Source organism: Pseudomonas sp. QD4, from assembly GCF_049199125.1.
GTDB lineage: Bacteria > Pseudomonadota > Gammaproteobacteria > Pseudomonadales > Pseudomonadaceae > Aquipseudomonas.
This window is the reverse complement of record NZ_JBLZOM010000002.1, coordinates 347,119-367,620: the sequence shown is the minus strand read 5'-3', so window position 1 is coordinate 367,620 and position 20,502 is coordinate 347,119. Positions and strand designations below refer to the sequence as shown.

General features: G+C 58.8%; 18 protein-coding genes. All 18 read left to right on the top strand.

Going from position 1 to position 20,502, the window contains the following annotated elements:
* Positions 1–69: 69 nt before the first annotated feature.
* The 18 genes from ACOZJV_RS12515 (at position 70) to ACOZJV_RS12430 (ending at position 20,497) form a co-directional block, all read left to right on the top strand.
* Complete coding sequence (locus ACOZJV_RS12515; RefSeq protein WP_421547741.1) at positions 70–3,648, top strand: glycosyltransferase; 3,579 nt, start codon at positions 70–72, stop codon at positions 3,646–3,648.
* 65 nt (positions 3,649–3,713) lie between these two features.
* Positions 3,714–4,658, top strand: coding sequence for a class I SAM-dependent methyltransferase (locus ACOZJV_RS12510; RefSeq protein WP_078470975.1), 945 nt, complete (start codon positions 3,714–3,716; stop codon positions 4,656–4,658).
* 286 nt (positions 4,659–4,944) lie between these two features.
* Positions 4,945–5,871, top strand: a complete 927-nt coding sequence (locus ACOZJV_RS12505; protein WP_078470976.1) for a ketoacyl-ACP synthase III — start codon at positions 4,945–4,947, stop codon at positions 5,869–5,871.
* 274 nt (positions 5,872–6,145) lie between these two features.
* The gene (locus ACOZJV_RS12500) at positions 6,146–6,994 is read left to right on the top strand and encodes a flagellin domain-containing protein (protein WP_078470977.1); all 849 of its coding nucleotides are present in this window, start codon (positions 6,146–6,148) and stop codon (positions 6,992–6,994) included.
* 73 nt (positions 6,995–7,067) lie between these two features.
* On the top strand, positions 7,068–7,433 hold the full coding sequence (locus ACOZJV_RS12495; protein WP_078471272.1) for a flagellar protein FlaG: 366 nt from the start codon (positions 7,068–7,070) through the stop codon (positions 7,431–7,433).
* Positions 7,434–7,516: 83 nt separating this feature from the next.
* Complete coding sequence (gene fliD, locus ACOZJV_RS12490; protein WP_078470978.1) at positions 7,517–8,962, top strand: flagellar filament capping protein FliD; 1,446 nt, start codon at positions 7,517–7,519, stop codon at positions 8,960–8,962.
* A 129-nt stretch (positions 8,963–9,091) separates the two neighbouring features.
* Positions 9,092–9,487, top strand: coding sequence for a flagellar export chaperone FliS (fliS, locus tag ACOZJV_RS12485; RefSeq protein ID WP_078470979.1), 396 nt, complete (start codon positions 9,092–9,094; stop codon positions 9,485–9,487).
* Between the two features lie 10 nt (positions 9,488–9,497).
* On the top strand, positions 9,498–9,794 hold the full coding sequence (locus ACOZJV_RS12480) for a hypothetical protein (protein WP_020299299.1): 297 nt from the start codon (positions 9,498–9,500) through the stop codon (positions 9,792–9,794).
* Positions 9,795–9,962: 168 nt separating this feature from the next.
* Positions 9,963–11,438, top strand: a complete 1,476-nt coding sequence (locus ACOZJV_RS12475) for a sigma-54 dependent transcriptional regulator (RefSeq protein WP_020299298.1) — start codon at positions 9,963–9,965, stop codon at positions 11,436–11,438.
* A gap of 128 nt (positions 11,439–11,566) precedes the next feature.
* Entirely contained in the window at positions 11,567–12,760 is a 1,194-nt protein-coding gene (locus tag ACOZJV_RS12470; protein ID WP_201132130.1) for a sensor histidine kinase, read from the top strand.
* Positions 12,761–12,765: 5 nt separating this feature from the next.
* Entirely contained in the window at positions 12,766–14,175 is a 1,410-nt protein-coding gene (gene fleR, locus ACOZJV_RS12465) for a sigma-54-dependent response regulator transcription factor FleR (protein WP_078470981.1), read from the top strand.
* Positions 14,176–14,304: 129 nt separating this feature from the next.
* Positions 14,305–14,631, top strand: a complete 327-nt coding sequence (gene fliE / locus ACOZJV_RS12460; RefSeq protein ID WP_020299295.1) for a flagellar hook-basal body complex protein FliE — start codon at positions 14,305–14,307, stop codon at positions 14,629–14,631.
* A 15-nt stretch (positions 14,632–14,646) separates the two neighbouring features.
* Complete coding sequence (fliF, locus tag ACOZJV_RS12455) at positions 14,647–16,434, top strand: flagellar basal-body MS-ring/collar protein FliF (protein WP_020299294.1); 1,788 nt, start codon at positions 14,647–14,649, stop codon at positions 16,432–16,434.
* Positions 16,427–17,446 carry a flagellar motor switch protein FliG gene (gene fliG, locus ACOZJV_RS12450; RefSeq protein ID WP_020299293.1) on the top strand — a complete coding sequence of 340 codons (1,020 nt, stop codon included), beginning with the start codon at positions 16,427–16,429 and terminating at the stop codon, positions 17,444–17,446. The genes fliF and fliG overlap by 8 nt, the downstream gene beginning before the upstream one ends.
* Before the next feature lie 9 nt (positions 17,447–17,455).
* Positions 17,456–18,301, top strand: a complete 846-nt coding sequence (fliH, locus tag ACOZJV_RS12445; RefSeq protein ID WP_421547740.1) for a flagellar assembly protein FliH — start codon at positions 17,456–17,458, stop codon at positions 18,299–18,301.
* Positions 18,291–19,649 (top strand): flagellar protein export ATPase FliI, encoded by a 1,359-nt coding sequence (gene fliI / locus ACOZJV_RS12440; protein ID WP_201130039.1) that lies wholly within the window; start codon positions 18,291–18,293, stop codon positions 19,647–19,649. The genes fliH and fliI overlap by 11 nt, the downstream gene beginning before the upstream one ends.
* A gap of 6 nt (positions 19,650–19,655) precedes the next feature.
* Positions 19,656–20,105 (top strand): flagellar export protein FliJ, encoded by a 450-nt coding sequence (gene fliJ / locus ACOZJV_RS12435; RefSeq protein ID WP_078470984.1) that lies wholly within the window; start codon positions 19,656–19,658, stop codon positions 20,103–20,105.
* 86 nt (positions 20,106–20,191) lie between these two features.
* Complete coding sequence (locus tag ACOZJV_RS12430; protein WP_020299289.1) at positions 20,192–20,497, top strand: STAS domain-containing protein; 306 nt, start codon at positions 20,192–20,194, stop codon at positions 20,495–20,497.
* The last annotated feature ends 5 nt before the right edge of the window (positions 20,498–20,502 follow it).

The window sequence follows — 20,502 nt, the reverse complement described above, 5'->3', positions numbered from 1 at the left end:
CTTTTTTAAGCGGTTCTGTGCTCCCCATCTGCCTTGGCTGGGGAGTGCGCCGCTCGAGAGTTACCCTTCGTGAATACAGCCCCCCTCGTCAGCATCGTCATCCCTGCCTTCAGTCCGCGTTTCTTCGGCCTTGCCCTACAAAGTGCGCTGAGCCAGTCCTATCAGAATCTTGAAATCATCGTCTGTGACGATTGCTTCGATGACGAGATCAAGCAGATTGTCGACTCGTTTTCGGCGCAGGCGCGGGTGCCATTGCGCTATCTGCGCAACCCCGAGAATTTGGGGTTCACCGGTAATCTCTTACGCGGTATAGAGGCGGCCCGGGGCGAGTTGGTGAAAGTGCTCTGCGACGATGACCTGTTGTTTGACGAATGCATCAGCCGCCAGGCCCAGGTGTTGAATGATCACGCAGACGTCAATCTGGTGTTTGGCTTGCGACTGCTTACCGATGCCAACAGTTTCGCCTTGCCCATGCGCCTGGATAATTGCGGCCTGGTGCCCACGGATGCGATTTTCAAAGGCGAGGACTTGTTGGCGATATTTGAAAAAAGCCCGCGCAATGTCCTGGGTAACTTCAGTGCTGCACTAATGCGTCGCAGTGATCTGCTGGCACTGGTCCCGGCGCTGACGCAAGCAACGGGCGGCTTTCTCGCACAGTTGGATTTTGCTCTGTTCGTCTGCCTGCTGCGGCGTGGCAACTTTGCGATGCTGGCTCAGGTGTTAAGTACCGAGCGTTTGCACGAAGACCAACTTAGCAAACAACCACATGTCGCTGCTGCGGCGCCGACCGAGCTGGATTGGCTCAAGGCGATGCTGGGCGCCCGTACGGGTGAGCAGCCTCCAGCTTCGGGTTGGGTGCGTCACGTTGCACTGGAGGTGCCTACCACCGACGGTGGCAGGGCCTGGAAGGAAGTGTGCGTGACGCTGATTTTGGCCAATCGTCAGAATGCGTTTAAGGCGCGTATCGGTACCCAAAGCGAAAGCTACGCCGAGTTTTATCGGGAGTGGCTGGCTGCGCGCAGTTTCTCGGTGGTCGAGCGCCAGTTGATGTCGCAAAAAGTTGATGCATGGCCTCGGCGGCCGGCTCTGGTGCCGATCATTATCGATGCTGTAGGTGAGCGTGGCCCGTTGCGAGCCACGCTGCAAAGTTTGCAGCGTCAGATCTACGCGCCCCACCAGGTGGTGCTGCTGTCTGATGTGTTGTATGAAGCGAAAAGCGATGTATTGCAGTTGCCGGCAGCCCAGGACTGGGTGCAGCAACTGAACGATCTGCTGCCGACCCTGGAAGGTTGTGACTGGTTCTACCTGCTACAGGCAGGCGACAAGCTGGCGGATTCGGCGTTGCTATTGTTGGCCGAGCGAATTGCCCACCTCTCGGGAATCCGATGCGTGTACAGCGATGAAGGTGCGTTGGTCGATGGCGAGTCGGGTGAGCCGGTCTTCAAGCCTGACTTCAACCTCGACCTTATGCGCAGCTACCCCTATGTCGGTCGAACCCTGGCTTTCGAGCGCGAGAGCATCCTTGAATTGGGCGGTTTTGATCATGCTTTTGCCGAGCTGTCACCTCAGGATGCGCTATGGCGTCTGGTGGAAGCGGTTGGGCCGCAGACGGTCGAGCATATTGCCGAGATCCAGGTCGAGTCGAATTTGAGTTTTGCCCAGTGGCTTTCGCTACCGCAGGTGGTCGAGCACAGTGCCCTGCTGGTTGCTGCGCATCTGGAACGGCTGCGCGTGCCTTTCCGCTTGCATTCCGACCCATTGCCGGTGCTCAACCACGTTGAATACCTGCATGAGCACAAGCCCGTGGTTTCGATAATCATCCAGGCCGGCACCGACCTGCCGGGCTTGCAGCGTTGCGTTGAAAGCCTGTTTGAGACGACCCGCTATGCCCACTATGAAATCCTGATTGTCGATAGCGGTGCCGGCGATGCGCAGATGGCGCAGTGGCTGCTGGCGATGGCCCAGCTAGGTGCCTCGATGCTACGGGTTATCGGCTTTTCCGATGCACCGAATGACGCGGCCATCCACAACCTTGCTGCGAGCGAGGCCCGTGGTGACTATCTGGTACTGCTCAACGCCCGCAGTGTGATCTGCGCTGCCGATTGGCTGGAGCAATTGCTTAACCATGCACAGCGTCCAGAGGTCGGGGTGGTCGGTGCTCGAGTCCTGAGCCCGCAAGGCAAGGTCTTGCGTTCAGGGTTGGTGCTGGGGATGGCGGGGCCGGCCAATAGCGCATTCCAGGACGAAGACATCGAGGCCCGTGGTTATTTGCAGCGCCTGCAAGTCGCGCAGAACTGGAGTGCGGTCAGTGGTGACTGCCTGATGGTGCGCAAGCAGGTGTTCGAGGACATTGGTTGTCTCGATGAGCAGGCATTTACCCTTGGCCTGAATGATCTGGATCTGTGCCTGAGGATCGGGCAGGCGGGCTATCTGGTGGTCTGGACGCCGCACGCCAGCATCATGCTGGGCTCGCACGTTGTGCAGGTGCCTGAGTCAGCTGCTAACGAGTTGCGTGTGCTGGAGGAGGAAACCTTCTATCTACGCTGGTTGCCGAAGTTGGCCCGCGATCCGGCCTACAACCCGCAGTTGAGTTTGAACAGTTCCAACTTCAGGCTCGAGTCAGGTATTCGCGACAGCTGGAACCCGCTCTATACCCGCGCCGTACCATCGATTCTGGCGTTGCCGATCAACAGCTCCGCCACTGGTCATTACCGCGTAACCGAGCCTTTCAAGGCACTGGAGTCAGCGGGGAGGGTGGTAGGACGTTTTGTCTATGAGCCGCCGTCGGTGATTGATATCGAGCGCATGGCGCCGGACATGATCCTGCTGCAATGCCGCTATGGCGAAGGTTCTGCCGCCGAGTTGCAGCGACTCAAGACCTACTCCAGCGCTCGGCGCATCTTTGAGTTGGATGACTACGTCATCAGCGCGCCGAAGAAAAACAACCATGCGCGGAACAAGGCAGCGAACATCGAAGACATTGTGCGCAAATCCATCGACCTGTGTGATCGTGTGGTAGTGACCACCGACGCGTTGGCCAATGCCTTGTCGAACATGCACCAGGACATTCGGGTGGTGCCCAATACCCTGGTACCGCAGATATGGAACGGGCTGCGTGCTCAACGTGCAACGTCGCGCAAGCCAAGGGTCGGTTGGGGCGGAGGTTCCAGCCACACCGGCGACCTGGAGATCATTGCGCAAGTGGTGAGAGAGCTGGCCGATGAAGTGGAATGGGTCTTTTTTGGCATGTGCCCTGAAGGGCTGCTGCCCTATGTTCATGAGTTTCATGCATCCATCAGTTTGAAGGACTACCCGGCCAAGCTTTCAAGTTTGAATCTTGACCTCGCTCTGGCGCCGCTGGAACAGCATATTTTCAATGATTGTAAAAGCAACCTGAGGCTGCTGGAGTACGGCGCCTGTGGCTTCCCGGTAATTTGCTCCGATACCGAGGCCTATCGTGGAGATTTGCCCTGCACCCGTGTACCGAGCAACAGCACCGAGGATTGGGTGGCGGCGATTCGCATGCACTTGAGCGACCCGGATGCCAGCTATCGTATGGGCGACGCCCTGCATGAGGCGGTGATGCGTGATTGGTTGTTGCAGGGCGATACCCTGGACCGCTGGTTCAATGCCTGGGTCGGCGACTGATCACAGGCATCGATATTTAACTCTGGCACAGAAGCTGCTGTTACCCCCTGCCTGCTGCCAAAAAAATGGCCGCCCTTATAAATAATGCGCACATGCCGCTCACTCAATATTTGGAGATACCGATGAAAGGCAATCTGTTGACGTTTTCTTTGCTCAGTGCCAAGCCGGATTACCTTTCAGGCGGCAGCGCGTGGATTGAACATATCCCGTTCGCCTTCCTGGCGGTCGAAGCCCTGCGCCCGGATATTTTTGTCGAGCTGGGCTCGCACCATGGCGACTCATATGTGGCTTTCTGCCAGGCAGCGAAAACCCTCGAGTTGCCGATGCGCGCCTTTGCCGTGGACACCTGGGAGGGCGACCCGCACGCCGGATTCTATGGTCAGGAAGTCTACGATCGATTGAAGTCGGTACATGACAAGCCGTACGGTCATTTCTCTGAAATGAAGCGCATGAAGTTTGATGACGCACGCAATGATTTCGCCGACGGTTCCATCGACCTGCTGCACATCGACGGCCTGCACACCTACGAAGCTGTCAAGCATGACTTCGAGACCTGGCTGCCGAAGATGAGTGAGCGCGGCGTGATCCTGTTCCATGACACTGTGGTGCGTGATCGCAACTTTGGTGTGTGGAAGCTCTGGGCTGATATCTCCAGCCAATACAATTCGTTCGAATTCCACCATGGTCACGGCCTGGGGATATTGTGCGTGGGCAAAGCAGTGCCGCAAACCTTCCTGGATTTGCTTGGACAGTTGCAGGCACTGCCGGATAACGCCCGCAGCTACTTCCACGCCCAGGGTCAGCAGTTGTCGCTGCAGAACTACATGCGCGTGCTGAACCAGAAAAACGAAGCCTCGATGCAGCAATCTGCTGATCAAATGGACCAAGCTGCCGGTCTGCTGCAAGACATGGATCGCCAGATCACTCAGCTCAAAAGTGAACTGCGTGAGTCTCAGGCGCTGAATGCCCAGCTCAAGCAAGTGCTGGAAATGGTCACCGCCAAGGCGTGATTCAGCTGTAAAGCGCGATATGTCCCTGTGGCATATCGCGTGCTTTCTTCCTCGTTCTGCTCCTGTCTGCTCGTTATCTTGCGCAAAAACAGCAACCTTCCCATGACAGAGTGACCTTTCGGTCATAAAGTGCATCTTCACAGTATTGTGTTGCGGTGGGGAGGCTCTGCGGCGTCGTTGCATACGCCCGTTTTTCGCCTGTCCCAGGCAAATCAACTCTATTTGATAGCGCTCCGGATTTTGTTTCAGGGGTCAACGTTTAGTTGTTTATTATTGGGAAGCCATGATGATTGGCATAAAAAGCATTGCGAGCTACGTGCCTGCAGCGGGCGTGGACAATTACGCACAAGGTGCAAAATTCCAGAAGGATGAAGAATTCATCCTCGGCAAAATCGGTTCGGCCTTCCTGCCCCGCAAAGATCCTGGTCAAGAAACCTCCGATCTGTGTGTCGAAGCTGCAAACGCGTTGTTCGCCAACAATCCACAGCTGACGCGCGAATCCATCGACGTGGTGATTGTCGTCACCCAGAACGGCGATGAGGAAGGTTTGCCCCACACCGCGGCGATCGTTCAGGACAAGCTCGGCCTGCCGACTACCGTGGCGGCATTCGACATTTCCCTGGGCTGCTCCGGTTATGTCTACGGTATCTATGCGATCAAGGGCTTCATGGAGGCAACCGGGTTGAAGAATGGCCTGCTGATCACCGCCGACCCTTATTCGAAAATTGTCGATCCAGAAGACCGTAACACCACCATGCTCTTTGGCGATGCCGCCACCGCCACCTGGATGGGGGAGGATGCGTCTTGGCAGTTGGGCAAGGCCAAGTTCGGGACTGATGGTTCCGGAGCGCCGCACCTGAAGGTCACCGACGGTGTGTTCTTCATGAATGGGCGCCAGGTGTTCAACTTCGCCTTGTTGAAGGTGCCCGCGCACTTGCACGAGCTGCTGGATGAGTCGTCGCTGACAACCAGCGATATCGATGCCTTCTGTATTCACCAAGGCAGTGCGGCGATAGTCGACGCCGTCGCCCGTCGGTTTGAAGGCGAGCCCGAGAAGTTCATCAAGGACATGGTGGAGACCGGTAACACCGTTTCATCCAGCATCCCTCTTCTGCTTGAAAAGCACGTATTGACCTCAAACTGGAAGCGCGTAGCCCTCAGTGGGTTCGGCGTCGGCTTGTCCTGGGGTTCAGCTATCATCTATCGCGACTGATCGCTGATTGGTTGTTGCATAGCGCTACCGGTCTTGCCGGTGGCGCTTTTTTTTGCCTGAAGTATTCACAGAGGCTTTTTTGACGTCATTTTTCAACGCGACGACGTTGCTAAACCCTTGTTTTATTGGGGATGGCTGAGTGCTAGTAATTTTTTTCAAAAAAGCCCTCAAGCAACCTGCCATAGCGACGATAACTATTACGAAGGTTCTCTAGGCCACACCCGGCGGTTGCCAGGGCCGGAAGCCGCAGTACCCAACCAACGAGGAATTCGTCATGGCTTTAACAGTAAACACCAACGTCACATCGTTGAACGTCCAAAAAAACCTGGGCCGCGCTTCCGATGCTCTGTCGACTTCGATGACTCGCCTGTCTTCCGGCCTGAAAATCAACAGCGCTAAAGACGACGCCGCTGGTCTGCAAATCGCAACCCGCATGACTTCGCAGATCCGTGGTCAGACCATGGCAATCAAAAACGCCAACGACGGTATCTCCATCGCCCAGACTGCTGAAGGCGCGATGCAAGAGCAAAGCAACATTCTGCAGCGTATGCGTGAACTGGCTGTTCAGTCGCGAAACGACAACAACAGCACCGACGATCGCGTTGCTCTGAACAAAGAATTCGTGGCAATGAGTGCTGAGCTGACTCGTATCTCTACTTCCACCAACCTGAACGGCAAGGCTCTGCTGAACGGCGACGCTGGCACCATGACCTTCCAGGTCGGTTCCAACACCGGTGCTGACAACCAGATCACTCTGGACCTGAGCGCCAAGTTCGACGCCGCTACTCTGTCGGTTGACAGCGCTACTATCGCCATCACCGGTACCAGTGCAGACATCGAAGCCAACTTCACCAAAGCCATCACCAACATCGACGCGGCTCTGGGCACCATCAACGCCTCCCGTGCTGACCTGGGTGCTGCACAAAACCGTCTGACCAGCACCATCTCCAACTTGCAGAACATCAACGAAAACGCCAGTGCTGCATTGGGTCGCGTACAAGATACCGACTTCGCTGCTGAAACTGCGCAGTTGACTAAGCAGCAAACCCTGCAACAAGCTTCCACCGCAGTTTTGGCTCAAGCCAACCAACTGCCATCCGCTGTACTGAAACTGCTTCAGTAATAGCTGATGCGTTTTAGGCGGGGGAGTGCGCTAGTCGCACTCTCTCGCTTTTTTAGTTAAAGAGGTGATGGACATGGATATGAGCGTCAAGCTGAACTTGTCTTATCCTGCTGCGAAGCCTGCAACGCCTGTTGCTGAGCCTGTGGCGGAGAAGCCTCAAGCCGCTGCTGCGGTTGCGGCAACGGTCAAGGATGAAGCAAAAGATACGACCAGCGAGCGAGACAAACTTAAAATGGCCGTTCAGGAAATTGAAAAGTTTGTGCAGTCGGTCAAGCGAAACCTGGAGTTCTCGATTGATGAACCCTCAGGCAAAGTCGTCGTCAAAGTCATAGCCAGTGACTCCGGTGAGGTGATCCGTCAGATCCCCAACGAAGAGGTTCTGAAATTGGCCAATAGCTTGAATGACGCAAGCAGTCTGCTGTTCAGCGCTCGAGTCTGACAGCTGGCACAAATTTTGTTGCTATGTTCTTTTGGGCGTTGTAGTGGTCAAAAGACCGGCGAGACACTAAAAGGGAGTTCCTCATGGCAAGTCCAATTCTACCAGGCACGGGTTTAGGCTCTGGTCTGGACACCGGTGCAATCGTCAAGGCTCTGGTCAACGCTGACAAGGCGGCCAAGCAAGGGCAGATTGACCGTGGCACCACCACCAATACTGCGTCCATCTCCGGTATCGGTACTCTCAAGTCGCTGATGGCGACATTCCAGACGACCTTGACGGCGTTGGGTAACACCACTGAGCCTCAGTTCACTGCGTTTAGTGCGACCCCTTCCGACGCTAAAGTCCTTTCTGCAACAGCCAATAACTCGGCGATCAATGGTGTTTACAACATCAAGGTCGATCAGATTGCCTCTGGCTCTAAGATTGCCTCGGCGGCATTCAAGGACGGTCCAAAGAGTGCGATCACCGCCGGTACCATGGTGATTACCACGGGGGCCTCCAGTGCCAACACGGCCAAGACCTATAACCTGGAAGTGCCTGACGGCGCGACTCTGGAGTCGGTTGCCAAGTCGATAAACGACAAGTATCAGTTCAGTGGTCTGAGTGCCAACATCGTGACCGACAGTTTCGGTTCGCGCCTGGTTGTAAGTTCGTCGAATACCGGTGCTGGTTCTGATATTTCTCTCAGCGGGATTGATGAACTGAAAGTCGATGGCACGAAAGTGATGGCTGGAACCGGTGGCCCCACCGATACGACTGAGGCTTCAGCGACTTCCTCGGGTGCTGTCGGAGCGTTGGCCAGGGATGCGAAGTTCAGTATCGATGGCATGCCGATTATCAGTGCAAGCAATAAGCTCGATAACACCGTCTCTGGTTTGTCGATGACTCTGTTTGCGGTGGGTGAGTCGCGGGTTGTGGTCAGTCCGAACAACGATGGCTTGAAAACCTCGGTGCAGAAGTTCGTCGATGCTTACAATGCCGTGGTCAACGCCATTACCTCGCTTACTAAGCCTTCTCTGGATGACGATGGCAATCCGACCATTGCCGCGGCGTTAACTGGCGATGCCATGCCGCGCTCCATCCTTGCGGCCATTCGTGGCCCATTGGCTGAAGCGGGTAACGGCGACAAGTTGACCGTACTTTCTCAGTTGGGCATCAATACCGACCAGAAAACAGGTGCATTGACCTTCAACACCACCAAGTTCGACGCGGCGATGAACGACAAGAAGCTCGGCGGCGAGGTTCAGAATTTGTTCTCCGGCGAGAATGGCCTGATGGCGCGGATGACTGATGCAATCAAGCCTTACACTGCGACTGACGGTATTCTCACCGCCCGTAGTGATGCGCTGACCAAGACCAAGACCAAGCTTGCCAACGATCAATTGGCTTTGGACCGTCGTATTGAAAACCTCACGGCCGTACTGACCAAAAAGTACAACGACATGGATACTCTGGTCGGCAAGCTCAAAGCCACTGCGAGCAACATCACCTCGATGTTTGAAGCGATGAACGCCCAGCAGAAAAGCTGATAGCCGCTAGTGCCAAAAGCCCGGCGGCGCCTTTTGGTGTTCCGGGCTTTTGTGTTTCAGGTCTAAAGATTTTTGACGCGTTGTCGATACACTGGTTATACGAACCATAGAATTTGCATGAGGTAGAGCATGAATCCAATGTTAGCCCTTCGCCAATATCAGAAAATTGGTGCCCAGGCGCAGACCTCCGAAGCCAGCCCGCACCGTCTGGTACAGATGCTGATGCAGGGTGGCCTGGACCGTATCGCGCAGGCCAAAGGCGCCCTGGAACGCAAGGACATTCCCAACAAAGGCATTCTGATCGGCAAGGCCATCGGCATTGTCGGTGGCTTGCGCGAGGGGCTGGATCTGGAGAACTCACTCGACACCCTGGGCGAGCTGGATAGCCTCTACACCTATATGATGAAGCGTCTGGCAGAAGCCAACGTGAAAAGCGATCCCCGGATTCTCGATGAGGTCGCAGGTTTGCTCCGCACGGTCAAAGATGGCTGGGATGCCATCGCCGAGCCTGGTCCGCAGTTTTAAGGAGATCGCCATGAGTCTTGTATTGCAGCGTATCGAACACACCCGTGATGCCCTGGTCGGAGCCCTGGCCGAGCGTAATTGGGAAGCCATTGGTGAGTTGGACCTGGCGTGCCGTTCCTGCATGGAAGACGTCTTGAGTGAAGCTTCGGTGGACGAGGCGGCGTTGCGCAATAATCTTGAGGAGTTGCTTGGGGTCTACAAGCAATTACTGGAGGCGGCGAGTGGTGAGCGTCAGGCGATTGTCGACGAGATGTCGCAGATCCATCAAGCACAGAGCGCGGCAAAGGTTTACCATCTGTTCGGTTAATGTTGAGTTAATCCGAACCTGGCGCGCCATAAATTTGACTGTGCACGCTTTTTTGACTTAACTAGTGCTGTTTTCAGATTTCAGACGTCTATAAGGCAGATAATGCCTACAAGCGTCTAGCTTGCCCCTCATTCTGGGCATTGAGTTGACTAGGGAAGTTGCTATTGCATGTGGCGTGAAACCAAAATTCTGCTGATCGATGACGATAGCGTCCGCCGCCGCGACCTGGCGGTAATTTTAAATTTTCTCGGCGAAGAAAATTTACCCTGCGGCAGCCATGACTGGCAGCAGGCGGTCGGCTCTTTGTCATCAAGTCGTGAAGTCATTTGCGTACTGATCGGGACGGTGAGTGCTCCTGGCGCGCTTTTGGGCCTGTTAAAGACACTCTCAACCTGGGATGAGTTCCTTCCAGTTTTGTTAATGGGCGATAATTCTTCCATTGACCTGCCTGAAGACCAGCGTCGGCGAGTGCTTTCGACCCTGGAAATGCCCCCCAGTTACAGCAAACTGCTCGACTCCCTGCACCGTGCCCAGGTCTATCGTGAAATGTACGATCAGGCCCGCGAGCGCGGTCGTCATCGCGAGCCGAACCTGTTCCGCAGCCTGGTGGGCACCAGTCGCGCTATCCAGCATGTGCGGCAGATGATGCAGCAGGTGGCCGATACCGACGCCAGTGTGCTGATCCTTGGCGAGTCCGGCACGGGCAAGGAAGTGGTGGCGCGCAACCTGCACTATCATTCCAAACGCCGCGACGCGCCATTTGTGCCGGTCAACTGTGGGGCGATTCCTGCGGAACTGCTTGAAAGCGAATTGTTCGGCCATGAGAAGGGCGCCTTTACCGGGGCGATCACCAGCCGGGCTGGCCGTTTCGAGTTGGCTAACGGTGGCACCCTGTTCCTCGACGAAATCGGCGATATGCCTCTGCCGATGCAGGTCAAGCTGCTGCGGGTCCTGCAGGAACGTACCTTTGAGCGTGTGGGCAGCAACAAGACCCAGAGCGTCGACGTGCGGATCATTGCGGCGACCCACAAGAACCTTGAAAGCATGATCGAGGTCGGCAGCTTCCGCGAAGACCTGTACTACCGCCTGAACGTATTCCCGATCGAGATGGCCCCGCTGCGCGAGCGCGTCGAGGACATCCCGTTGCTGATGAACGAGCTCATCTCGCGCATGGAGCACGAGAAGCGCGGGTCGATCCGCTTCAACTCCGCCGCCATCATGTCGCTGTGCCGCCATGGCTGGCCGGGCAACGTCCGCGAGCTGGCCAACCTGGTGGAGCGCATGGCGATCATGCATCCCTATGGGGTTATCGGCGTGGTCGAGTTGCCGAAGAAATTCCGCTATGTCGATGACGAAGACGAACAACTGGTCGACAGCCTGCGCAGTGACCTGGAAGAGCGCGTGGCGATCAATGGCCATGCGCCGGACTTCGCGTCCACCGCCATGTTGCCGCCTGAAGGCCTGGATCTGAAGGACTACCTGGGTAGCCTTGAGCAGGGCTTGATTCAGCAGGCGCTGGACGATGCCAATGGCATTGTTGCGCGTGCAGCGGAGCGCTTGCGTATTCGTCGCACCACCCTGGTGGAGAAGATGCGCAAGTACGGCATGAGTCGTCGTGAGGGTGATGAACAGGCGGATGATTGACGCCTGTTTTTCAACTCGTTGAAATGGCTGTGGTTTTTTTTAGGCACGGGTATTGCTAAGTCTCTTGCAACGTTCCGTTTAACTGACGGTCAGCCAAGCGAGAGAGCACGATGCCCCAAGCCGCCCAGATGTCTCATGTCCCTGACGCTCCGGGGCAATCGTCGTCCGTAGAGCAGGCAAGCCGGCTTGGCCTTGAGCAGGCGTTTGCCTTGTTCAACCAGATGTCGAGCCAACTTACCGACTCCTACAGCATGCTTGAAGCGCGGGTCACCGAGCTCAAGGGTGAGTTGGCGGTGGTCAGCGCACAGCGCATGCAGGAATTGGCGGAAAAAGAACGCCTGGCCAATCGCCTGCAAAACCTCCTTGATCTGTTGCCGGGTGGCGTCATCGTCATCGACGGCCAGGGCATGGTCCGTGAGGCCAACCCGGCGGCCTGCGAATTGCTCGGTCTGCCGCTCGAAGGGCAACTGTGGCGCCAGGTCATTGCCCGCTGCTTTGCGCCTCGTGAAGACGATGGTCATGAAATCTCCCTCAAGGACGGGCGCCGCCTGTCGATTGCCACGCGCTCGCTGGATGCCGAGCCGGGGCAATTGGTGCTGCTTAACGACCTGACTGAAACCCGACACCTGCAAGACCAGCTGGCGCGCCACGAGCGCCTGTCCTCCCTCGGGCGCATGGTTGCCTCCCTGGCCCACCAGATTCGTACGCCGTTATCGGCGGCTTTGCTGTACGCCAGTCATTTGACTGAGCAGGAGTTGCCGCTGGCAACCCAGCAGCGTTTCGCCGGGCGCCTGAAGGAGCGTTTGCACGAGTTGGAGCATCAGGTGCGCGACATGTTGGTGTTCGCCCGGGGCGAGCTGCCGCTGACCGATCGCATCACCCCCAAATCCTTGTTGCAGTCGCTGCAGGCGGCCGCCTCGACCCAGGTCCAGGACGTGCCAGTCCGTTGGCAGTGCGACAGCCATGCCGGCGAGTTGTTGTGCAATCGCGACACCCTGGTCGGCGCAGTACTCAATCTGATTGAAAATGCGATCCAGGCCAGTGCCGGCCAGGCACGGCTCAAGGTGCACCTCTACACCCGCGATAACACCTTGCGTCTGTGCGTCAGTGACAGTGGCAGTGGTATCGAAGAAGCGGTGCTGGCGCGCCTTGGCGAGCCGTTTTTTACCACCAAGGCCAATGGAACCGGCCTTGGCCTGACGGTGGTCAAGGCGGTGGCCCGTGCCCATCAGGGAGAATTGCAGCTGCGCTCGCGTTCGGGGCGTGGAACCTGTGCGCTGGTGACCTTGCCGTTGTTCTCCAGCGCTCACGCAACGGAGTGAAAGTAATGGCGATCAAGGTGTTACTGGTTGAAGACGATCGTGCCCTGCGCGAGGCCTTGGCGGACACGCTGCTCCTGGCGGGTCATGACTACAAGGCGGTCGGCAGTGCCGAAGACGCTCTGGACGCGGTGGCCAGCGAATCGTTCAACCTGGTGGTCAGTGACGTCAACATGCCGGGTATGGACGGTCATCAGTTACTCAATGTGTTGCGCTCGCGCCAACCGCAATTACCGGTGTTGTTGATGACCGCCCACGGCGCCGTCGAGCGCGCGGTGGATGCCATGCGTCAAGGCGCCGCCGATTACCTGGTCAAGCCCTTCGAGCCCAAGGCTCTGCTCGACCTGGTGGCGCGTCACGCCCTGGGTTGTCTGGGCGCTGCGGAAGGCGAGGGGCCAGTGGCGTTCGAGCCGGCCAGTGCGCAGTTGCTGGAATTGGCGGCGCGGGTCGCCAGAAGTGACTCCACGGTGTTGATTTCCGGCGAGTCGGGCACGGGCAAGGAGGTGCTGGCGCGTTACATCCACCAGCATTCCGGCCGTGCCAGCCAGCCGTTTATCGCCATTAACTGTGCGGCGATTCCCGACAACATGCTCGAAGCGACTTTGTTCGGTCACGAGAAGGGCTCGTTTACCGGCGCCATCTCGGCTCAGGCCGGCAAGTTCGAGCAGGCCGATGGCGGCACGATTCTGCTCGATGAGATTTCCGAAATGCCTCTGGGCCTGCAAGCCAAGTTACTGCGTGTGCTGCAGGAGCGGGAAGTGGAGCGGGTCGGCGCGCGCAAGCCCATCACCCTGGATATCCGCGTGGTAGCCACCACCAACCGGGATCTGGCCGCTGAAGTGGCTGCCGGGCGTTTCCGTGAGGACCTGTACTACCGGTTGTCGGTCTTTCCTCTGGCCTGGCGCCCACTGCGCGAGCGCACCGCCGATATCCTGCCACTGGCCGAGCGTCTGCTGGCCAAGCACGTCAATAAAATGAAACACGCCGCGGCGCGGCTGTCGCCCGAGGCCCAGGCCTGCCTGATCGGCTACCCGTGGCCGGGCAACGTGCGTGAGTTGGACAACGCCATTCAGCGTGCACTGATCCTGCAGCAGGGCGGCCTGATTCAACCCCAGGACTTCTGCCTTGCCGGTCCTGTGGCCTGCGCTCCGCTGCCGTCACTGGCGCCCCGGACCCCGGTTGCGGAGCGGGCGCAGGTGAAAGAGGTCGAGGCGGGAGTGGGTGAATCGGCGGGTGCGCTGGGGGATGACCTGCGGCGGCGCGAGTTCCAGATGATCATCGATACCTTGCGCTCCGAGCGTGGGCGCCGCAAAGAGGCGGCCGAGCGCCTGGGCATCAGCCCGCGCACGCTGCGCTACAAGTTGGCGCAGATGCGTGATGCGGGAATGGATGTCGAGGCCTATCTGTTTGCAACATGAATCGTTTCACACTAGGCCCGGGATGGGCTTTTGTTCGGCGTGGCCATGGAGCTGGCACCCTTGTTGCTAACACCTCACTAACCGCTGAGTGAGTGTCAAAAAATTGCGGGTCGTCAGAGAGAGTAGAGCATGAGCCAGGGTATTGAATTTAATCGATTGATGTTGGATATGCGGGCCATGCAAATGGACGCCATGTCTCAGCCCAAATCGGCCGCCGTGCCACAAATCAGCGGCAGCAGCTTCTCCGACATGCTCGGGCAGGCGGTGAACAAGGTCAGCGATACCCAGCAGGCTTCCAACCAGTTGGCCAGCGCCTTCGAGATTGGCAAAAGCGGCGTGGATCTGACGGATGTGATGATTTCCTCACAGAAAGCCAGTGTGTCGTTCCAGGCGTTGACCCAGGTGCGCAACAAGCTGGTTCAGGCGTACCAAGACATCATGCAGATGCCGGTTTAAGGACGAGATTGAGTCATGGCAGAAGCAGTCGCCGATAACGTACCGGCCAAGGCCACCCCGATAGACGGCAAACCGCCGCTGTTCGGGCTGTCCTTCCTGGAAAACCTCTCCGAGATGACCATGCTGCGTCAGGTAGGCCTTCTGGTCGGTCTGGCGGCGAGCGTGGCGATTGGTTTTGCCGTGGTGCTGTGGTCTCAGCAGCCCGATTACCGTCCGTTGTACGGCAGCCTTGCCGGTATGGATGCCAAGCAGGTGATGGACACCCTGGCCTCCGCTGACATTCCCTACACCGTCGAGCCCAACTCCGGGGCCCTGCTGGTCAAGTCCGAAGACCTGTCCCGTGCGCGCCTGAAGCTGGCCGCTGCCGGCGTGGCTCCGGGTGACGGCAATATCGGCTTTGAAATCCTCGACAAGGAACAGGGCCTGGGTACCAGCCAGTTCATGGAAGCGACCCGTTATCGTCGCGGCCTGGAAGGCGAACTGGCGCGGACCATTTCCAGCCTGAACAACGTCAAGGGCGCCCGCGTGCACCTGGCGATTCCGAAAAGCTCGGTGTTTGTGCGCGACGAGCGCAAGCCCAGCGCCTCGGTATTGGTCGAGCTGTATTCCGGGCGCTCCCTGGAGCCCGGCCAGGTGCTGGCGATCATCAACCTAGTGGCTACCAGCGTTCCCGAGCTGAGCAAATCGCAGATCACCGTGGTCGATCAGAAGGGCAACCTGCTCTCCGATCTCGCGGAAAACTCCGAACTGACCATGGCCGGCAAGCAATTCGATTACAGCCGCCGCATGGAAAGCATGCTGACGCAGCGGGTACACAACATCCTGCAACCGGTGCTGGGTAACGATCGCTACAAGGCTGAAGTGTCCGCCGATGTGGACTTCAGTGCGGTCGAATCGACTTCCGAGCAGTTCAACCCTGACCAGCCTGCGTTGCGCAGCGAGCAGTCGGTCAACGAACAACGTACCGCCAGCAATGGCCCGCAAGGTGTGCCGGGTGCCTTGAGCAACCAGCCGCCGGCGCCTGCTTCGGCGCCGCAAACCACCGGCGGCGCCACCGCTTCGGCCGGCATGGTGCAGCCAGGCCAGCCACTGCTCGACGCCAACGGTCAACAGATCATGGACCCGGCCACCGGCCAGCCGATGCTGGCACCGTACCCGGCCGACAAGCGTCAACAATCGACCAAGAATTTCGAGCTCGACCGTTCCATCAGCCACACCAAGCAGCAGCAGGGTCGCCTCAATCGACTGTCGGTCGCCGTCGTGGTCGACGATCAGGTCAAGGTCAACGCTGCCAACGGCGAAACCAGCCGAGCGCCGTGGAGCGCCGATGAATTGGCGCGCTTCACGCGCCTGGTGCAGGACGCGGTGGGCTTCGATGCCAGTCGTGGTGACAGTGTCAGCGTGATCAACGTGCCGTTCTCGGCTGAACGCGCTGAAGTGATTGCCGATATTCCGTTCTATTCGCAGCCGTGGTTCTGGGACATTGTCAAACAGGTGTTGGGCGTACTCTTCATCCTGTTGTTGGTGTTCGGTGTCCTGCGTCCGGTGCTCAACAACATCACCGGCGGCGGCAAAGGCAAGCAATTGGCAGGCCTGGGCAGCGATGTCGAGCTGGGTGGCATGGGCGGTCTGGATGGCGAGTTGGCCAACGACCGTGTCAGCCTCGGTGGTCCGCAAAGCATCCTGCTGCCTAGCCCGAGCGAAGGCTATGACGCTCAATTGAACGCGATCAAGAGTCTGGTGGCTGAAGACCCGGGTCGTGTGGCTCAGGTCGTGAAAGAGTGGATTAACGCAGATGAGTGATAACCGAGTCGCTACCGCCAAACTGACCCGGGTCGACAAAGCCGCGATTCTGCTGCTGTCCCTGGGGTCCACCGATGCTGCGCAAGTGCTGCGCCATATGGGGCCCAAGGAGGTCCAGCGGGTGGGTGTGGCCATGGCCCAGATGGGCAACGTGCACCGTGAGCAGGTCGAACAGGTGATGAGCGAGTTTGTCGACATCGTCGGCGATCAGACCAGCCTCGGCGTCGGTTCCGATGACTACGTGCGCAAAATGCTCACCCAGGCACTGGGCGAAGACAAGGCCAACGGCCTGATCGACCGCATCCTCCTGGGCGGCAACACCAGCGGCCTGGACAGTCTGAAGTGGATGGAGCCGCGTGCCGTGGCGGACGTGATCCGTTACGAGCACCCGCAGATCCAGGCCATCGTCGTGGCGTACCTCGACCCCGACCAGGCCGGTGAAGTGCTGGGCAACTTCGACCATAAGGCGCGCCTGGACATCATTTTGCGGGTTTCCTCGCTCAATACCGTGCAGCCTGCCGCCCTGAAAGAGCTGAACCAGATTCTCGAGAAGCAGTTCTCCGGCAACTCCAATGCCTCGCGCACCACCCTGGGTGGCATCAAGCGCGCGGCCGACATCATGAACTTCCTCGACAGCTCGATCGAAGGTCAGTTGATGGATTCGATTCGCGAAGTCGACGAAGATCTGTCCGGTCAGATCGAAGACCTCATGTTCGTCTTCAACAACCTGTCCGATGTCGACGACCGTGGAATCCAGGCGCTGTTGCGCGAAGTGTCTTCCGATGTGCTGGTGCTGGCCCTCAAGGGGTCGGACGAAGGCGTCAAGGAAAAGATCTTCAAGAACATGTCCAAGCGGGCTGCCGAACTGTTGCGCGACGACCTCGAGGCCAAGGGCCCGGTGCGCGTCAGCGATGTGGAAACCGCGCAGAAGGAAATCCTCACCATTGCCCGCCGTATGGCCGAAGCCGGAGAAATCGTTCTCGGCGGGAAGGGCGGCGAAGAAATGATCTAAGGTCGCTTTATGTCGTCCAGCAGTGATGAATCCCCCAGCGACCTGATTCGCGCCCGGGACGTCGGAGGTTTCGACGTCTGGTCGCTGCCCAGCTTCGACCCGCATCAACCTGAGCCCGAGCCTGAGCCGGAAGAAGAACTGCCGGCGCAGATGGAAGAAGTGCCGCTGGATGAAGTCCAGCCACTGACCCTGGAAGAGCTCGAAAGCATTCGTCAGGAAGCCTACAACGAAGGTTTTGCCACCGGCGAAAAAGAGGGCTTTCACAGCACCACGCTGAAAGTCCGCCAGGAAGCCGACACGGCTCTGGGCGCCAAGCTGCAAAGCCTTGAGCTGCTGATGAGCAACCTGTTTGAGCCTATCGCCGAGCAGGACGCGCAGATCGAGAAGTCCCTGGTGGGCCTGGTCAAGCATGTCGCCCGGCAAGTGATCCAGCGTGAGCTGGCGATGGACTCGACGCAGATCGAACACGTCATGCGCGAAGCCCTCAAGCTGCTGCCCCTGGGTGTGGGCAATGTGCGCCTGTATATCAACCCGCAGGATTTCGAGCAGGTCAAAAGCCTGCGCGAACGCCATGAGGAAACCTGGCGCATCGTCGAGGACGAAGCCATGTTGCCGGGCGGGTGCCGGGTCGAGACCGAGCACAGCCGGATCGATGCGACCATTGAGACGCGTATTTCCAAAATCATGGACCAGCTCGATGACCAGTTGCACGAGCAGGTCCTGCATCCGGCGCCGGCCGACCTGAGCCTTGAGCTGGGGGCGGCCGCAACGCCGGTCCCTGAGGCCGAGCCGGCCACCGAGGGCACGCCAGAGGCGCCGTCGGAGCCGGATTCGGAGCCTGCCAATGCGCCTTGAGCGCACCAGCTTCGGCAAGCGCCTCGGCAGTTATGCCGAGGCCAGCGAATTGCCTGGCCAACCCATTCTCGAAGGGCGCCTGTTGCGCATGGTGGGCCTGACCCTCGAAGCCGAGGGCCTGCGCGCCGCCATGGGCACCCGCTGCCTGGTGATCAACGACGACAGCTACCACCCGGTGCAGGTCGAGGCCGAGGTCATGGGCTTCTCCGGCGCGAAGGTGTTCCTGATGCCGGTGGGCAGCGTCGCTGGCATCGCCCCGGGAGCCCGCGTGGTGCCCCTGGCGGATACCGGGCGCCTGCCGATGGGCATGAGCATGCTCGGGCGGGTGCTTGACGGTGCCGGTCGCGCCCTGGATGGCAAGGGCGGGATGAAGGCCGAAGACTGGGTGCCCATGGATGGCCCGACCATCAACCCACTCAAGCGCGACCCCATCAGCCAGCCCCTTGACGTTGGCATTCGTTCGATCAACGGTTTATTGACGGTCGGCCGCGGCCAGCGCCTGGGTCTGTTCGCCGGTACCGGCGTGGGCAAGAGTGTGCTGCTGGGCATGATGACCCGCTTCACCGAGGCCGACATTATCGTGGTCGGTTTGATCGGCGAGCGGGGTCGTGAGGTCAAGGAGTTCATCGAGCACATCCTCGGTGAAGAAGGACTCAAGCGTTCGGTGGTAGTGGCTTCGCCCGCCGACGATGCGCCGCTGATGCGCCTGCGTGCCGCCATGTACTGCACGCGGATCGCTGAATATTTTCGCGACAAGGGCAAGAATGTCCTGTTGCTGATGGACTCCCTGACCCGTTTCGCCCAGGCCCAGCGGGAAATCGCCCTGGCCATCGGCGAGCCGCCGGCGACCAAGGGTTATCCGCCTTCGGTGTTCGCCAAGCTGCCGAAGTTGGTGGAACGCGCCGGTAATGCCGAGGCCGGAGGCGGTTCGATCACCGCGTTCTATACCGTGCTGTCCGAAGGCGATGACCAGCAGGACCCGATCGCCGACGCGGCGCGGGGCGTGCTCGACGGCCATATCGTGCTGTCGCGGCGCCTGGCCGAAGAAGGTCATTACCCGGCAATCGATATCGAGGCCTCCATCAGCCGGGTCATGCCGGCGGTGGTGACCCCCGAGCACATGAATCGGGCCCAGTACTTCAAGCAGTTGTGGTCGCGCTACCAGCAGGCGCGCGACCTGATCAGCGTCGGCGCCTATGTGCCGGGCGGCGATCGGGAAACCGATACCGCGATCGCCTTGCAGCCGTCGATGGTGGTGTACCTGCGCCAGGGCCTGAACGACAGCATCAGCCTGGGCGAAAGCGAGGCCCATCTGGAGATGGTCTTCGCTCCCGCGCCCGGGGGTTGATAGGCCATGGCTAACAGCCGCGCCGCGCGCCTGGCGCCGGTGGTCGACATGGCTCAAAGCGCCGAACGCACCGCCGCCCAGCGCCTGGGGCACTTCCAGGGCCAGGTGCGCCTGGCGGAAAGCAAGCTCGGCGACCTTGAGCGCTTCCGTGGCGAATATCAGCAGCAATGGATCGACCGTGGCAGCCACGGGGTGTCCGGGCAGTGGCTGATGAACTACCAGCACTTCCTCAACCAGCTGGAAACAGCCGTGGCCCAGCAGCGCCAGAGCCTGGTCTGGCACCAGACCAACCTCAATCGTGCGCGGGAGACCTGGCAGCAGGCCTATGCCCGGGTCGAAGGGCTGCGCAAGCTGGTGCAGCGCTATGTCGATGAGGCCAGGCAGTTGGAAGACAAGCGTGAGCAGAAGCTGCTCGATGAACTTTCCCAGCGCCTGCCCCGTCAAGATCAGTACTGATCCGCGCATTTTGCTACTGCGGGTTGTCCATGTGCCGTGGGGGTGCTAAACCTTCTGCACGTTGCCAATGACAAGGAAGCAGTCTTATGTCAGTCGTTACTGAAGTGTCCCCGGATGGGCAAACGCTTACGATCTCGATCAAGGGCCGGTTCGATTTCGGTCGGCATCAGGAGTTTCGCGAGTCCTACGAGCGCCTGAATCAGAAGCCCGACTCCATCGTGGTCGACCTCAAGGACGCCACCTACCTCGACAGCTCGGCCCTGGGCATGTTGTTGCTGCTGCGCGATCACGCCGGGGGCGACGATTCCGACGTACGGGTGATCAACAGCAATTCGGATGTACGCAAGATCCTGGCAATTTCCAACTTCGACAAACTCTTCGATATCAGTTGATCGAT

Coding starts and splice junctions, on each gene's coding strand:
- fliH (WP_421547740.1), top strand. CDS start 17,456: ATGTCGTCCAGCAGTGATGAATCCCCCAGCGACCTGATTCGCGCCCGG.
- ACOZJV_RS12470 (WP_201132130.1), top strand. CDS start 11,567: ATGTCTCATGTCCCTGACGCTCCGGGGCAATCGTCGTCCGTAGAGCAG.
- ACOZJV_RS12495 (WP_078471272.1), top strand. CDS start 7,068: ATGGATATGAGCGTCAAGCTGAACTTGTCTTATCCTGCTGCGAAGCCT.
- ACOZJV_RS12430 (WP_020299289.1), top strand. CDS start 20,192: ATGTCAGTCGTTACTGAAGTGTCCCCGGATGGGCAAACGCTTACGATC.
- fliJ (WP_078470984.1), top strand. CDS start 19,656: ATGGCTAACAGCCGCGCCGCGCGCCTGGCGCCGGTGGTCGACATGGCT.
- ACOZJV_RS12480 (WP_020299299.1), top strand. CDS start 9,498: ATGAGTCTTGTATTGCAGCGTATCGAACACACCCGTGATGCCCTGGTC.
- fliD (WP_078470978.1), top strand. CDS start 7,517: ATGGCAAGTCCAATTCTACCAGGCACGGGTTTAGGCTCTGGTCTGGAC.
- ACOZJV_RS12510 (WP_078470975.1), top strand. CDS start 3,714: ATGGCCGCCCTTATAAATAATGCGCACATGCCGCTCACTCAATATTTG.
- fliF (WP_020299294.1), top strand. CDS start 14,647: ATGGCAGAAGCAGTCGCCGATAACGTACCGGCCAAGGCCACCCCGATA.
- fleR (WP_078470981.1), top strand. CDS start 12,766: ATGGCGATCAAGGTGTTACTGGTTGAAGACGATCGTGCCCTGCGCGAG.
- fliG (WP_020299293.1), top strand. CDS start 16,427: ATGAGTGATAACCGAGTCGCTACCGCCAAACTGACCCGGGTCGACAAA.
- ACOZJV_RS12475 (WP_020299298.1), top strand. CDS start 9,963: ATGTGGCGTGAAACCAAAATTCTGCTGATCGATGACGATAGCGTCCGC.
- fliI (WP_201130039.1), top strand. CDS start 18,291: ATGCGCCTTGAGCGCACCAGCTTCGGCAAGCGCCTCGGCAGTTATGCC.
- fliE (WP_020299295.1), top strand. CDS start 14,305: ATGAGCCAGGGTATTGAATTTAATCGATTGATGTTGGATATGCGGGCC.
- fliS (WP_078470979.1), top strand. CDS start 9,092: ATGAATCCAATGTTAGCCCTTCGCCAATATCAGAAAATTGGTGCCCAG.
- ACOZJV_RS12505 (WP_078470976.1), top strand. CDS start 4,945: ATGATTGGCATAAAAAGCATTGCGAGCTACGTGCCTGCAGCGGGCGTG.
- ACOZJV_RS12500 (WP_078470977.1), top strand. CDS start 6,146: ATGGCTTTAACAGTAAACACCAACGTCACATCGTTGAACGTCCAAAAA.